We start from the raw sequence: 14,344 nt of genomic DNA, 5'->3' as shown, positions 1-14,344 counted from the left end.
CCATACTCAACGACCCCATGCACATTGGTATACGCAGTATGTGGGGTTACTTGTACTTGAATTGGTTCACTACTAGCATTTTGTAGTTTTAATGCTAAAATTTCGGTTTCTCCTACGCCTAGATTCAAATCAAAGTAATTAGTCGATCCCTCAATTTGGCTTTCAGGAAATTCCGGGGTGACATAAAAAGAGAGGGTTTCCTCCGCTTGAGCTGCAGATGGAAAAAGGACAAGAAGTAGAGAAAACAAAGGAAGTAGCCACCAAGTGGCTTTAATACGAAGATGAACTAAGGTTAATTGTTTCAATGGTAGTCTCCTTTCTTAGAAAAACAGCGCCACAAATTTCCTGTGACGCTGCCGAGAGTTTCAAAACAAATCGTTACAAGGTTCTTACACTTCGTCTCCAGGGGTTGAGGTTAATTCCCATGTTAGAGTTGAGGTATAGGTTGTTGCATCTTTTGCCGTTGAACCTGGGATCGATAATTGAATGGCTTCATTTTCAACGATTTCAATCTCGTCATCCGCAAATTTTGTGTTTAAGTCTTCTTGGTCCCCCCAGACAACTGATGAAGCTCCTGCTCCTTTAGTTGATTCTGCCGTCATAACTGAACGTGCGGCACCATTTGGTAACAGCGTTAGTCCAGCTTCATGTGTTACTGGCGCGTTTTCTTGATTGCTCCCTACATACTCCATGTATGAATCCACAAAAGTAATTTCTGCTCCAGTCAATACATTATTTTGTGTGTTTGACGTAAAGTCAGAAAGACTTACTTGTAAATCCCATCCGGCGTTGGTTCCACGTAAATCTTGTACTTGTGCAAAGGAAACATAAGGGACTTTGTTTTCATCACCTTCGGTGCCACGTAATTGTTGCATCTCTGCGACCATGTTATAAACTTGATCTTGGTTTGAGATCACTTGAGAGCCAAAGTTCATTGTCGCAGCTTTCATAATTGATAAAGGACCAGTTGTTCCAGGCACTTCAGGATCAATTTCTACATCTGGACCTTCTTCAGGATCGATTGGCGGAATCACCTCTAATTCACCATCCTCATCGGTTGCGGCTGTGAATTGAACTTGACCTTCGGTCGTAACTTCTCTTGTCTCATCGGCGAACACAGAGACTGCGCCTCCGGCTAGAATAGTACTTGATAATGCGGCAATTGTTGCTAAACGGATAAATTTCATGTGATAATTCCTGCTTTCTTATTGTTTTAGTTTTATATTTTTCTCCTTTTTCGTTTCCATAAAAGGAAAACGAAACTGATTAGTAGACCACCTAGCCAGATTAGCCATGAATTCACACTTTCATTTGTCTGTGGCAATGTTCCACCAGGTTTTGCGACTTCAGTTATTGGCGGTCTCACAATACTTTCGGGTGGTGTTGGATCAGGTGTGCCGATGGGTTCATACACACCAGTGAAGCCAATATAGCCGTTTGTCTCAACTTGTTGAACTTCTTGGGCAACGGCTATATTGGATGAAAAGACGGTAATCATTAACGTGGCGATAGCCCATCTTTTTATTTTTTCAAACATGTCCCTCCTCCTTGGTTTGTCTCAGAATTCTTCGTTTTTAAGAGGATAATAAAAAAGACATCCGATACCATCGAATGTCTTGAAAAAGTTGTTAGAATAGGTTTTCTATTTTAGAGAATACATAACAAATGTTCATTCTAAAAAACGAAGGTTTTTGGTATATCTTCTGTAAGTTCGTATGCATACTTCTTTCTTACATGACTAAGCTTACATGGAATTTAAAACGATTTAAAATCATTATTTTCATAGACGGATGAAATAACTAAAAAATCACAAAAAAATCCCTATAACACAAGATTTATCATTATAATTTATACTTCTATTGTTTAATATAGAAAAAGGATCAAAAACTTAAAATTTTCTGACCACACCGATTTCAAACGATGAATTTATATTTCTAGGATTCTACAATTCTAATAAATCAAGCTCAACTATAAAGACAGAAAAAACCTCCTTACTAAATAAGAGGTTCTATCTGTTTATTATATAGATACAATTGGTTAACTTACTTTAGGTTAAATCAAATTTTTACTTATGAGCTTTCCGTCGTCTCTTCATCTGCTTCACTTACCTCATCTTCGGTCAAGTAATCAGATAGAAGATCTTTGAGTCGCTCGTCTTTGATCTCAATATTCGCCTCTTCTAACTCTTTTCCAATCACTGAGGATACAAATTCAGGATCATCTAACAAGGTTTGTTCAGCGATTTTCGTTAACTCCTCTAAATACGCATCTTGGTCAGTTCCTTTCCCTTCATTTTCAATCATTTTAACGATGAAATAACTTGTTTGATTTGTCGTCGGATCGATCACAGGAATTACATCTGAAAGTTCGTCGTTTTCTAAAGAAAATGCGACATTTTTTACCTCCGAAGGAAGCTCTTCAGAAGTCGAATCAAACGTGATTTTTCCGCCTTCTTTAGCAGTCCCTTCGTGTTCTGACTGCTCTTTAGCCACGTCTTCAAACACAGTGTCCTCTTTTTTTAGTTCTTCCAAAAGTTCTTTTGCATTTGCTTCATCAGAGACCTGGATCAGTTGTGCCTCTACAGACGGGTGAAAATCTTCCCAAGCAGCGTTTAATTCCGTCTCCCCAATTTCCATATGTGCTTTTATCCCCGCTTCGATCGCTAAGGTTTCTTTGATCATTTCTTGAAAACGAGTTTTGGTCAGTCCGCTTGCTTGTAGGACTTGTTGAAATTGTTCTTTGCCGCCATATGTCTCTTCTTGTTCTGCATACATCTCTTCGATCCTGGCAGTAGAGACAGATTCTCCATACGCCTCCACGAATACTTTTTTAATGATCATCTCTTGGAGTGCCTGTTCATTGGCTTGTTTTCGAGAGCCTGAAAATGAACTGCCCAGTGTGGGATCTAAAAAAGCAGCTTGATAAAAATCATCGACACGGATTTTTCCACCACGCATAGTCGCGATCTCTGGATCTGTAGTACTGCAGCCTGTTAAGAAAGCGAAGCTCAAAACACCTGCAAAAAGGAGAACTGTTTTTTTCATTTTTTTCTTTAACCTCTTTCATTTGTAAAACTGATTTGATACGTTATTTTACTTTTTTCTTTTACCAGCGTTTCGATACATGAATCCTCTGTATGAGGTTATTTTACAGTGTTTCTTCAATGATCGATAATCAATTTTTTCAACTAGGGTAGAAAATTTTGACAGATGGTTCACCTAGACCGGCTTATTTACCAAGGAGTTTAGCTTATCTAACACCCTTGCCCAGTCCTGTCGATCAGGAACTTGTTTCATCAAGACATAGTCCTTCGTCAGACTATAATCAGAGACATAGGGACTATAATTTGTGACGAGTAGGTCCACTTCCTCATGCTTTAGCTGCGCTTCGTTTAGCTCTTTGATCTTCAAGTATCGAATACTATGACGATAGCCCAACAATTGTTGTGCCTGCGCGCGAATATACTGCGTGATCAAGTAATCACCTTCTAAGAGAAACAAGATGGTTCTTTTCGGTGCATAGTAATGAAACAAAATATAGCTATACAATGTCAAACTGACGGCTACATCTTCAAAATAGGCCTCGGACAACCCTAATAATCCTTGGTGCTCGTCCAAAAAATGAATCGCCCGTTTCAATTCACTACTATAATTGGTGATAACAGATACTTTTTCTTCTGCCATCACTTTATTTAGTACTGGACTGATTTGATCATTGTATTTGCGGGTAAGGAAGAACGTATGCAAGAATGGGGCTAATTGATCTTGTTCCCGTTGATCCACACCGGTCGCTCTTAAAAATGTAGTAGTGATCTTCTCTAGTTCGGGCCATTGATTGAATCGCTCAAAAAAGGTTTCTTCCAAATCTTTACGGTTAAGGGTACGTCTACTAATGATCTGGTAATGGATCCAACAAAATTCTTCTTTTGAAAGACAAACACCATAACGTTGTTCAATAGCTCCTTGTAGCGAAAACAATAACTGAAAGTCGCGTTCCTGAACATCGATCGTTTTTAATTGTTCCGGTAAGGTGACTGTCAATCCTTGGCGATTTCTCTCCATCGTGATATAGAGCAGGTAATAAAAAGCCGTCACCGTACATCCAGTCCCTAATTCGTATTCCCCTAAATGCTCAGAAAGTTCTTCTATCAACAGCTCATGAAGATCTTTTGGTGGATGTAAGGTATGAGGGGTTTGAGCTCCTTCATAGTAAAAATCAAAGAAAAACTTTCGAATATTTTCTTCTTTGCCGATGATCGTAACGGGCGTAAAACTTACTTCTAAGTCATAATCGATCAGCGCTTTTTGAGCCAGTACTAAAAAGCGACGCAAGGTACTTTCCGAATAGCTGTAATAGTCAGCTAATGCCGTCAGTGTGTCCACTTCTCCATAAAAGATGTTCCCAATAATCTCAAATAAGACTTCATCAACCAATAGTTCTTGTTTTTGTTCTTGGTAAAAAAGACGATCTGTTTCCTCAAACGTGTAACGATTACTGTTATAGGTAAAGCGTGCGCTTTTCTCAAAATGGGTTTTTAAGTACCCAATATCGGTGATCAACGTTCGTTGCGAAACTTCTAATCGTTCGGAGAGATTCACAATGGTAAAGGTCTGTTCGCGCTCAATCACATTCAAGATTTGAAACCAGCGAGCAGTGACCGTATTACTGATAAATTTCAATTGAAGTTCGCGCATAGAATTTCCTTCCCTTCTCTTCATTCGTTAACTTACTATATACCGAAAGGACTGAAGGTCAAAAAGAAGCGCTTGCCCTTGATTCTTCGGTTCATAGTACTTGAAAGATCAAAGAATGCGGCGGCTCCATGCTTAAGTCATACCCACACAGTTCTTTGGTATACGTCTTGTAATCCGTTTCAATGATGCGAAGGATCTCAGCGGCATCAAACTCATCCAATCGAATCAGTTCGATAAATAACACCAACTTTGCATCGATCCCCATAACATACGGCAGGATGGTCCAAAAGGACTCCTTGGGGAATCTTCTTAGGTAATCCTCCAATTCGCCAAACTGTTTCTCAAGAAAAGCCGTTAATTGGGGATCAAGCGTCTCTTTTTTAATCGGAAGAAGTGCTTGTTCAAATCGGTTTTTATAATCCTCTAAGGTAGTAACTGTAGGCATAGTTATTCTTTCCTTCCTTTTTGTTCGAGTCTGTTATTGTATTTTAGCCATTTGGTCAATTGATCCGTAATCTCTTCTTGGCTAGGTATACTACTCAAGAAGACAGTCTGTTCAATTGGACGATCTTGGCTCCTGTTGGAAATGTACAGCGGTAAGACAAATGGATTTCCTCTGACCCGATCATTTTCGATCAGGTGATATCCTTGGTCCGTGATTGTATACTTGACTTCCTTCTTGATCCAGCGTATCAGCGCTGAAGAACCCGTCAAATCATAGGTGACAAAATAGGACTTCTGTAAGCGTGATTTTTCCTGATCATATTGCCGTAATAAAACCTTTAAAAGAGCCTGTTCGTGAGAAAGACTTTTCAGGTTTTCTTTCAAGGGTAGGTATTGTGGCAATTGAAAGAAACGACTCATCAAATAGATCAATGTTTTGAAAAAATGAATGATCATGCTTTCGAATTGTTGGACCGGATAGCTTTCATCGATCCAGGGAGAAAATTGCCGAAGAAACGCTTTTTGGATAAGCGGGTTTATAAAGGGATCTTCCGACAATGACAAGACAAACAAGGCCGCTTTTTCTCGTTCAGGCAAAGAAACCGACACCGCTTGATCAAGTGCCTGAACGGTCAAGTGTTGTAGCTGCAGATCTTCAGGAACCTCTTCTAGCAAATGTCCTTGTCGTACCCGCATAGTTGTCACTTTATACCATTGATTGAATAAATGTAGGTCCAGTGTCCATGGGCTTTCATCTAATAAATGGGACATGGAACGATACGCGCGTACTTTTTCATCTAGCATTTTGGGATACAAGGGCAATCGAAAATAAAAATCATAAATAAATTGGCGAACCGCAGGTTCTGAACCAATCAACGTATTGGTTGCATCGATGGTCACCCCATACGTGCTGCGTAAAAACTTAGCGAGTTGTCGTTTCATCCGATTAAAACTCGCGGACGGTAATTTCAAGTAAACGGCCAACGTCTGATTCGGTTCTTTTTTGTCTTCCAGGATTCGATCAATGTATAGAAAAAGTGGCTCTTTCTCAAGCAATGCCTGTTTCTTTTCCATATATCCGCTAGGGTCTAAAAAAGAAAAATGAATCCCCACATCATTGCCTAAAAGAAGGATCGTTGGCCCAAAATACATTTTAAGGTCTTTCAAATCGGTATGGATCGTTCGCTTGGAACAAACTAACTGTTCTGATAATACAACCGCGGTGGTGTGTTCTTGTTCTTCCAAGGCAGCTAACAGTTCCAGCCAACGCCGTGTTTTCATGTGATAGATCAAAGCATAAAAAAAGTAGTCATGATTGATCCCTTCTTTCCTTTCAGAATAAAAAGGGGAAAAAAGTCTCCTCTCTCCCCTTTTAAAATAAAAAGACTAATTTTCAGGTACAGCGCTCAGCTCCCAAACCAGCGTTGCTTTGTAATGAGTGGCTTCGGGATTGGCTCCTTTCGGGACATCTAAGGCGACACTTTCTCCTGCCGTTTCACTATTTCCAAAACGATAGACCCAGGTGCCGGTTCCTTCATCTCCCTGGGCATAAAGCAACACGCGGCGGACATTTGGCACAAGTGTGAGCGGATTGGTCTGTTGTAAATGCGGCTCATCTCCTCCTTGAGCCGAGGCCACCTGTTGGTTCATCAGGCGCAAACGCGCCCCCGCCAAGCCTTGACCGTTCGCTCCTTCAAATTCACCTCGTTGGGTAACTGCTAATTGCCAGCCATGACGATCTGTGTCTGGACGTCGGTCACTGATCTGCACATAGTTCGGCCGTTCTTCCGACTCATTTATTGTGCCATCTTCGTTCAACAAGCGTTGCGGTTGTGCGTAATAGGTTTGATCATGTGCAGAAATAGCTTGGGTGCCAAAGTTGAAGGACGAGACGAAATCAATACTTAGTTGACCTTGACCTTCAGGCAATTCTGGTTTATTTTCTGGAAAAACCTCGGTTTCTGGTTCCAATGGATCAACAGGATTCTTCGCTTCAGTAGTATATTCAAATTTAATAGTCTTGTTATCACTTAAAACACCCTTTTGACTATTAGAATCGCTGTTTAATATATATCCCGGGATTTCAATTGCCTCTATAGTATATTTTTCACCTTTGATACCATAAAATTGATTATTTTCATGTATACTTTTTCCATTTTCATCTACATATTCTATTTCTAAATTTATTTTTTCTCCCGCATAGACTGAGTTTATTGACGATTCTCCTACTACTTCTTCTGAAAGAGCAAATAGTCTGGCTGTTATGGTATATGTCGAGCTCTGTGCTATAAATGATACTTCTGGTAAGCCACTTATTCCAGTTGACGAATTTAAACCACCTGAACCAGCAAAAGTTTCTCCTTCATAAACGATTAGACCTCTACGTGAATTTCCAGTGAAATCACCTCTGACTAAGTACTCTTTTCCTGGTACTGTTTGAAAATGTTGTCCTGCAATTAATGTTGTATTCTCCTCGAGTTGAACATTCAAACCTTGATTTTCAGATTGTTTTCTAAACAAAATCTTATCAGTTACTTCACTCTCATCCAAAGCATATCTAAATTCATTACTATCATCCAAAACATTCGAAATACCCAATTCTCGTATTCTGCCAAGTACACCTGGACCTATAAAAAGCGACCAACCTTCAATTAATTGATCATCATGGCTATAATTAAATAATGGATTATGAAATTCAGTAAAGTAACTAAGTCTTGAAGCTTTTTTTGTATATTCTCTTATTTCTTCTTTTAATTCCTCTTGTCCAGCTAGATCATTCTCGGACGATTCTATTTCTTCGACTGGGACTTCCTCACTCGTCTCTTCTTTCTCACTGATCTCTAGATGAGCCGTCGTTTCTTCCACCGACAGTTCATAGTTTCCCACCTGTTCAACTACTAAAGGAAGGAGAAATGAATTTTGCGCACGCTTTGACTGAACGATCCATTCGTTAGGCTGTGCTCCTTCCTCAACTGAGATCCCTGTTGGTAATTGATCTTTCAAAAGCGTTGCTTCTTTTGGTAAGAAGACTCGTGCTTCAGACACTTCTTGGTCAGAAAAGAATGTCACTTGAAGGGGTTCCTCTGCCGTTCCTTGCATCCGAGGACGAGTGAAGAAGAAGCGCGGATCACTGATCTGTTCTTCCTCCAGATAGTTTTTCATTGGTGGTAGTTCCACTAATTCTTGTTCCTCAGTGTCCATCGTTGTCTCTGCGTAGACCATGCCGACAGGCATAAATACCGCTTGTATAATCAAGAGGGTCGTTCCTAACACAAGCATCAGTCGGTTAAATCTTGTGGTCATTTCATTCACTCCTTCTTACTGTTCTTGCTCGTTTGCTCTTGCTTTCTTCTTTTGAATCAGTAGATACAAAATGACGCCAATTAAAAGAACAACTAAGATAATTGAGCCAATCATCCACCAGTTCAGGCTTGTATCAATGGTTACATCCGCTCGATTCAATGCTCTTGCTTCCTCTGCTTCAATGGTAAAGGTCCGCTCCCATGTCCACTCTTCTTCACCAGAGGTTGCTTTTAAGTTCAATACATAGTCACCACTTTGAAAACGATCCCCTTCTAACGAGATGGGGAAATCAAAGTTAGAATTAGGCGCCATCTGCATCATTTCTTCACTGGCTTCATAGAGAACCTCGTCTTCTCCTACTCGTTGAACCGTTGCTTCTACCGCCATTCGGTTGACGAAAGTGGGCGTAAAGTTCTGGATCGTTGCACTGATCACATTTCGATAGTTTAATTGATCCGCGAATACATCAAGTAACTCAAGATCCGATTGGATCGAATCCCGAGAATTACTGACAACGACACCGATGACATACGCAAATTCATTTTTGATCGCCACACCTTCCTCATTGCTTGTCGCTTCTTCTTGTTCCTCTTTGACTTCCTTAATCCGTAGACCACCAGCTAGAAACCCTGCAAATGATTCTTTTGGCATATGTAAAGGAACACTAATTGTTTTGGTTTCATTTTCTGCTAATTCAATGGCACCCGAAGGGGCGATCAATTCATCCAATGAATACATCAGACTATTATCTGGTTCTTGGGCATCTTTCCCATACTCAACGACCCCATGCACATTGGTATACGCAGTATGTGGGGTTACTTGTACTTGAATTGGTTCACTACTAGCATTTTGTAGTTTTAATGCTAAAGTTTCGGTTTCTCCTACGCCTAGATTCAAATCAAAGTAATTAGTCGATCCTTCAATTTGGCTTTCAGGAAATTCAGGGGTGACATAAAAAGAGAGGGTTTCCTCCGCTTGAGCGACTGATGGGAAGACAAAAAAAAGTAGAGAAAACAAAGGAAGTAGCCACCAAGTGGCTTTCATAGGACGATGAATTAAGTTTGATTGTTTCAATGAGTGTCTCCTTTCTGATAAAAACAGCGTCACAAGTTTCCTGTGACGCTGCCGAGAGTTTCAAAACAAGTGCCTTTAAATGTCTTATGCGTCGTCTCCTGGTGTTGACGTTAACTCCCAAGTCAAAGTTGACGTATACGTTGTTGCATCTTTGGCTGTAGAACCTGGAACAGATAGTTTGATCAATTCATTTTCAACAACTTTAATCGTATCATCCGCAAACTTTGCATCTAGATCTGCTTGGTCTCCCCATACCACCGATGATGCCCCCGCACCTTTTGTTTGGGCTGCAGTCATTACTGAACGCGCCGCACCATTTGGTAAAAGTTTTAATCCAGCTTCATGTGTTACTGGCGCGTTTTCTTGGTTGCTGCCTACATACTCCATGTAAGAATCGACAAGAGTGATTTCTGCTCCAGTCAATATATTATTTTGTGTATTTGACGTAAAGTCAGAAAGGCTTACTTGTAAGTCCCAGCCGGCATTCGTTCCACGTAAATCTTGTACTTGCGCAAAGGAAACATAAGGGACTTTGTTTTCATCACCTTCGGTGCCACGTAGTTGTTGCATCTCTGCGACCATGTTATAAACTTGGTCTTGGTTTGAGATCACTTGAGAGCCAAAGTTCATTGTCGCAGCTTTCATAATTGATAAAGGTCCGGTTGTTCCAGGCACTTCAGGATCAATTTCTACATCTGGACCTTCTTCAGGATCGATAGGTGGAATAACTTCAGGTTCTCCATCTTCATCAGTTGCAGGTGTGAATTGAACTTGACCTTCAGTCGTAACTTCTCTTGTCTCATCGGCAAACACAGAGACTGCGCCTCCAGCTAAAATAGTACTTGATAGTGCGGCGATTGTTGCTAAACGGATTAATTTCATGTGATAATTCCTACTTTCTTATTGATTTGTTTTTTTATATTGGTTGGTCTTTCGTTTCCATAAAAGGAAGACGAAACTAATGATGAACACTCCTAGCCAAAGGAGCCATGAGTGTGTCTCCACATTTGTTTGCGGCAAAGAACCGCCTGGTTTTGCGATATCTTGAATCGGTGGTTGTTCAATTACCTCAGGTGGTTTAGGATCTGGTGTACCAATCGGTACATAGATTCCAGTGAACCCGATCGATCCTTCTGTTTCAACTGTTTGTACTTGGGTAGCCTGACTTTGTTCTGGTAGCCCAATTTGAATGAAAATACCAACGAACAGCAGTATCCAATAGCGTTTTCTTTTTTTCATTTCCCTCCCCTTTGCATTTTCGTCCCAAAATTCTTCGTTTTTTAGAATGAATAAATCGTATGTACTCTTTTTTTGATAAATACCAGCAGAATAACAATTCCGAGCTATTTTATTAATTTAAATAGCTCTTTTTTTCACATTCTCATAAACGAAGGTTTTTGATAAAAATGAAATTGTCTTTTTGACAGGTTTTACTGTATCATCGTTTGAAAAAAACCGTAAATCAACATTTGCACTATTACATGAAGAATTCTAAAAAAGCCCATCATAACAATGTTTTACTGGATACTAATTTTTAAATTAAAATATAAATATCCAAACATAATTGGTTTTATTCAATGACAATTAAAAAAAAGGATCAAAAACTTTTAAGTTTCTGACCCTTTTTTATTCCCTGAATAGTCTACAAAATATGAAATTTTCAACTATTCTTATTTATGGCATTTTTTCTTTCAATTATAAGATTGGAAAAGTATTCGGTTTGCTTTTTGGTCTTTAAAGAGTTTACTGCATGATTAACTAATTTTTCTACAGCCACTTCCCCATACTCTTCTTTTATAAAATTTATAAAAGGAATACTAGGCCTGTAAGCCCGTGCTAATACGTTCTGAGAATATTTAATCTCTTCTACTTTTAAATACCCTTTATCTAACAAGCTTCTTATCACAGCAGCAGTCGTATTTTTGTTTAGTTCTGGAAGTCTTTTTAATATTTCGTGTTTAGTTAAAGCCTGATTGAATTCATAAAAATAGTAAAGAAGTTGATATTCAGATTTACTTAATTCTAACATAATAGCCCCTTAACTTTTTTTCGATGATTCTCTATTTGTAAAATATAAAAACGACCACTAGCCAATACACATATGTACCTTGCCATTAGTTGCTTGGGCAGAAAAAACTTAAACATATGAAGTTAATAACACTACTGATGATAAAGATCACTATAGCCAAACAGTTAAGATTACAACGATTAAAAGTGTATTTAGATCTAACATTTATAGCCACGCATACCACTTTTTCATTTAAAAAAACTTTATGCATAATACGATTACTGAAGCAAGCTATCATTAAATTAATGCTTCAAAAACATTGAATTTGGTAGAGATGAGTAGACTATATCAAATAGATTGTCTGAAACAGTTGAAAAGAAATTATATTATTTTAAGTATTAAAAGCATATCGTTTTCTACGAATATTTAAATAACTAAGAGGACGATATGCTATTTGAATGACTATTTAAAACAATAAGATTAATTTTCTATTTGAGTTTTAAATTCTATGTTCTCTAATTTATTATCCTTTATTCTATAAACTTTATCACAGAGTTTATTTATATCTTCTTTATTATGACTAGCTATTAATATAGTAGCTCCTTTAGTAGCTATTTTCTTAAATAAAGATCGCATTTTTTCAACACTTTCTTCATCTAAAGCATTCATAGGTTCATCCAATAAAATTACTTCTTGTTTTTCCATAATTGCTTGAGCAATCCCAAGTTTTTTCTTCATTCCTAAAGAGTAATGTTTAACTTTTTCATCTTTTCTATCGATTAGTCCTACTTCTGATAGTATTTCAAATATATCAGCATCTGATATCTCATTTTTAATACTAGAAAGTAATTTAAGATTTTCAAACCCTGTAATATCTTCTAAAAAAGATGGTTCCTCTATAAGTACCCCTAATTTATCAGGTAGTGCATTATTTCTCGTTATATTAATACCATTCACAGATATATTTCCTTTATCTGGAATAATAAATCCAGAAATAAGTTTAAATAATACACTTTTTCCAGATCCATTTTCACCAACGATACCAATTATCTCGTTAGCTTGACACTGGAAATATAAATCTTCGAAAATGATATGCTTTTTAAATTTCATACTCACATTGTCTAATTGTATTACACTTTCTATAGTTTTCAATAATATCACTCCACTCCTAATTTCTTCAGATTAAACAAATTTAGATATCCTATGATTAAATTTTGTATACTAAACCATAAAAGATTTGGCACTAATGATTCTTTTTCCAATAAGAATAAATTAGTTCTATAAACAGTTAAAATTCCTGTGTTAAGAAATAAAAAATGATTTTTCCCAAAAATGAAAAATGAATATATATAAATTATCAGTAGAAAAACAATTGTTCCAAACGCTAATGTCTCTTTTCTTAACTTAGCTTTAACCAGAATAAAAATGTTTATAAGACTAAAACTAGTAAGCATATTTAATAGACAAAATAGCATTGTTTCTTTTGAAATTAATAAGAAAAAAATCTCGGATAGGCTGCTATTGAAAAGCGTAAAAGCAGATAAATATACCACAAGAATAATAACTGCTATCCCCCAATATAGTATGGATAGAATTAAAGAAAAGAAAATAGAATTATAATACAAATTACATCGACTCTTAAGTCTGATAATGGCTAGATACAAATAGGCATTGTTACTAAAACTAGACGCTGCCGAAAATCCATAAACATAGGTTAGATGTAATACTAAAAATCTTATAATTGTTAAAAAAGAAAAATCTTGGTAGGAAATACCGTTAACGATTGACTTATAAATTAAATCTGGTTGATCACCGACATCGATTAATGTAGAAATATAAATAATTAAAATTAATATAATGCTTGATGAGATAAATTTTTTGCTATTTAATTGTGCAAAATAGATTTTTTGAAACCGTAAAATGCTATGCATCCTAATCTCCTAGTTTAGTATTTTTGTATAGTATATATAGAGATGAATAGTTAGCTACTAAAAGGGATAGCCAATACAAAAAACTTATAGAAATTGAAATAAACTGGCCATTTGCTCTTTCAAAATAAATCAAATAATGATTAATAGGCATCATAATTTTAATTAAGTTATTTGTAGGTGATTTAAAAAAGTATGCTTGCAGCCCAATCATACCAAATATAATTAAAAAGCTAATTCCTTTCTTTTTTAGTAACACAAACAAAAAATTAAATAAATTCCCAATAGTTAATAAGTATAAAAAGAAAAATAGAAAGGCAAGCCCTGTTTGAAATACGGGAGAATAATTAGTATTTGGTATAGCTTGAAACGTATTTTTAAAAAAATTAACTAATTCTTGACTCCAACTATTATTAAATCTCAACTCATAGATTCCTAATATTGAACTTATGAAAAAAATCCCAGCCATATAATAAAAAGTAACTTTCAAAACTAAATTGATATCTGAAATAAATAGAAATTTTCTATTCGGTATCCTACTAAGATAAAGATAATTATTGAGGTTAAATGAAAACTGCGAATTTATTGTGATTAGATAAAGCAGTGGAAAAGCAAAAATTGTGGAATAAAGATTTTGAAAGTTATAAAGTAGCCACATGAAAAAATTTCTAGTTGGTGTTTCCAAAAAAAATTGATAGTAAGAAAAACAAATTACTATGAATAATAAACATACAAATAATATAATATGACGATTATTTTTAGATAATCTTATAGCTTCTGTTCTTCGAATCATATGTTTTAAATTTCCTTTTTGCGATTTTTTTAATAGCCCACAAATGAAAGTCGATAATAAATAGGAATGCTAACTGCAAAAGATACATAAAATAGTCCTA

General features: G+C 36.8%; 15 protein-coding genes. All 15 read right to left on the bottom strand.

The window, feature by feature from the left end; all coding sequences use genetic code 11:
- A partial coding sequence (locus tag FJU10_RS18775; protein ID WP_140966719.1) for a WxL protein peptidoglycan domain-containing protein occupies positions 1 to 305 on the bottom strand: 305 nt, incomplete at its 3' end.
- Between the two features lie 84 nt (positions 306 to 389).
- Positions 390 to 1,187, bottom strand: a complete 798-nt coding sequence (locus tag FJU10_RS18770) for a WxL domain-containing protein (protein WP_140966718.1) — start codon at positions 1,185 to 1,187, stop codon at positions 390 to 392.
- 32 nt (positions 1,188 to 1,219) lie between these two features.
- Positions 1,220 to 1,537 carry an LPXTG cell wall anchor domain-containing protein gene (locus FJU10_RS18765; RefSeq protein ID WP_140966717.1) on the bottom strand — a complete coding sequence of 106 codons (318 nt, stop codon included), beginning with the start codon at positions 1,535 to 1,537 and terminating at the stop codon, positions 1,220 to 1,222.
- Positions 1,538 to 2,069: 532 nt separating this feature from the next.
- Positions 2,070 to 3,044, bottom strand: a complete 975-nt coding sequence (locus tag FJU10_RS18760) for a peptidylprolyl isomerase (RefSeq protein ID WP_140966716.1) — start codon at positions 3,042 to 3,044, stop codon at positions 2,070 to 2,072.
- A 174-nt stretch (positions 3,045 to 3,218) separates the two neighbouring features.
- A complete protein-coding gene (locus FJU10_RS18755; RefSeq protein WP_140966715.1) occupies positions 3,219 to 4,694 on the bottom strand; it encodes a helix-turn-helix domain-containing protein in 1,476 nt (491 codons plus the stop codon).
- Between the two features lie 91 nt (positions 4,695 to 4,785).
- Positions 4,786 to 5,139, bottom strand: a complete 354-nt coding sequence (locus tag FJU10_RS18750) for a DUF7006 family protein (protein ID WP_140966714.1) — start codon at positions 5,137 to 5,139, stop codon at positions 4,786 to 4,788.
- Between the two features lie 2 nt (positions 5,140 to 5,141).
- Positions 5,142 to 6,419: a helix-turn-helix domain-containing protein gene (locus tag FJU10_RS18745; protein ID WP_140966713.1), complete on the bottom strand. Its 1,278-nt coding sequence runs from the start codon at positions 6,417 to 6,419 to the stop codon at positions 5,142 to 5,144.
- Between the two features lie 105 nt (positions 6,420 to 6,524).
- Positions 6,525 to 8,441, bottom strand: coding sequence for a WxL domain-containing protein (locus tag FJU10_RS18740; protein ID WP_140966712.1), 1,917 nt, complete (start codon positions 8,439 to 8,441; stop codon positions 6,525 to 6,527).
- A gap of 15 nt (positions 8,442 to 8,456) precedes the next feature.
- Positions 8,457 to 9,515 carry a DUF916 and DUF3324 domain-containing protein gene (locus FJU10_RS18735; protein WP_223273156.1) on the bottom strand — a complete coding sequence of 353 codons (1,059 nt, stop codon included), beginning with the start codon at positions 9,513 to 9,515 and terminating at the stop codon, positions 8,457 to 8,459.
- 84 nt (positions 9,516 to 9,599) lie between these two features.
- Complete coding sequence (locus FJU10_RS18730) at positions 9,600 to 10,397, bottom strand: WxL domain-containing protein (RefSeq protein WP_140966711.1); 798 nt, start codon at positions 10,395 to 10,397, stop codon at positions 9,600 to 9,602.
- 18 nt (positions 10,398 to 10,415) lie between these two features.
- The gene (locus FJU10_RS18725; protein WP_140966710.1) at positions 10,416 to 10,754 is read right to left on the bottom strand and encodes an LPXTG cell wall anchor domain-containing protein; all 339 of its coding nucleotides are present in this window, start codon (positions 10,752 to 10,754) and stop codon (positions 10,416 to 10,418) included.
- Between the two features lie 421 nt (positions 10,755 to 11,175).
- Positions 11,176 to 11,544 carry a BlaI/MecI/CopY family transcriptional regulator gene (locus FJU10_RS18720; protein WP_016612637.1) on the bottom strand — a complete coding sequence of 123 codons (369 nt, stop codon included), beginning with the start codon at positions 11,542 to 11,544 and terminating at the stop codon, positions 11,176 to 11,178.
- A 459-nt stretch (positions 11,545 to 12,003) separates the two neighbouring features.
- Positions 12,004 to 12,666, bottom strand: a complete 663-nt coding sequence (locus FJU10_RS18715; protein WP_189372419.1) for an ABC transporter ATP-binding protein — start codon at positions 12,664 to 12,666, stop codon at positions 12,004 to 12,006.
- Between the two features lie 14 nt (positions 12,667 to 12,680).
- Positions 12,681 to 13,454: a cytochrome b559 subunit alpha gene (locus tag FJU10_RS18710; protein WP_101699514.1), complete on the bottom strand. Its 774-nt coding sequence runs from the start codon at positions 13,452 to 13,454 to the stop codon at positions 12,681 to 12,683.
- 1 nt (position 13,455) lies between these two features.
- Positions 13,456 to 13,875: a hypothetical protein gene (locus tag FJU10_RS19615; RefSeq protein ID WP_223273155.1), complete on the bottom strand. Its 420-nt coding sequence runs from the start codon at positions 13,873 to 13,875 to the stop codon at positions 13,456 to 13,458.
- Between the last annotated feature and the right edge of the window lie 469 nt (positions 13,876 to 14,344).

The sequence above is a fragment of the Enterococcus sp. OL5 genome (assembly GCF_006491895.1).
GTDB lineage: Bacteria > Bacillota > Bacilli > Lactobacillales > Enterococcaceae > Enterococcus_D > Enterococcus_D innesii.
The sequence above is the reverse complement of the archived record's forward strand: the minus strand, read 5'-3'. Positions and strand labels throughout refer to the sequence as shown.

Excerpts from the sequence above, each read along its gene's own strand:
- FJU10_RS18745 (WP_140966713.1), bottom strand. The coding sequence starts at position 6,419 with ATGAAAACACGGCGTTGGCTGGAACTGTTAGCTGCCTTGGAAGAACAA.
- FJU10_RS18730 (WP_140966711.1), bottom strand. The coding sequence starts at position 10,397 with ATGAAATTAATCCGTTTAGCAACAATCGCCGCACTATCAAGTACTATT.
- FJU10_RS18725 (WP_140966710.1), bottom strand. The coding sequence starts at position 10,754 with ATGAAAAAAAGAAAACGCTATTGGATACTGCTGTTCGTTGGTATTTTC.
- FJU10_RS18760 (WP_140966716.1), bottom strand. The coding sequence starts at position 3,044 with ATGAAAAAAACAGTTCTCCTTTTTGCAGGTGTTTTGAGCTTCGCTTTC.
- FJU10_RS18755 (WP_140966715.1), bottom strand. The coding sequence starts at position 4,694 with ATGCGCGAACTTCAATTGAAATTTATCAGTAATACGGTCACTGCTCGC.
- FJU10_RS18750 (WP_140966714.1), bottom strand. The coding sequence starts at position 5,139 with ATGCCTACAGTTACTACCTTAGAGGATTATAAAAACCGATTTGAACAA.
- FJU10_RS18720 (WP_016612637.1), bottom strand. The coding sequence starts at position 11,544 with ATGTTAGAATTAAGTAAATCTGAATATCAACTTCTTTACTATTTTTAT.
- FJU10_RS18740 (WP_140966712.1), bottom strand. The coding sequence starts at position 8,441 with ATGACCACAAGATTTAACCGACTGATGCTTGTGTTAGGAACGACCCTC.
- FJU10_RS18765 (WP_140966717.1), bottom strand. The coding sequence starts at position 1,537 with ATGTTTGAAAAAATAAAAAGATGGGCTATCGCCACGTTAATGATTACC.
- FJU10_RS18710 (WP_101699514.1), bottom strand. The coding sequence starts at position 13,454 with ATGCATAGCATTTTACGGTTTCAAAAAATCTATTTTGCACAATTAAAT.
- FJU10_RS18770 (WP_140966718.1), bottom strand. The coding sequence starts at position 1,187 with ATGAAATTTATCCGTTTAGCAACAATTGCCGCATTATCAAGTACTATT.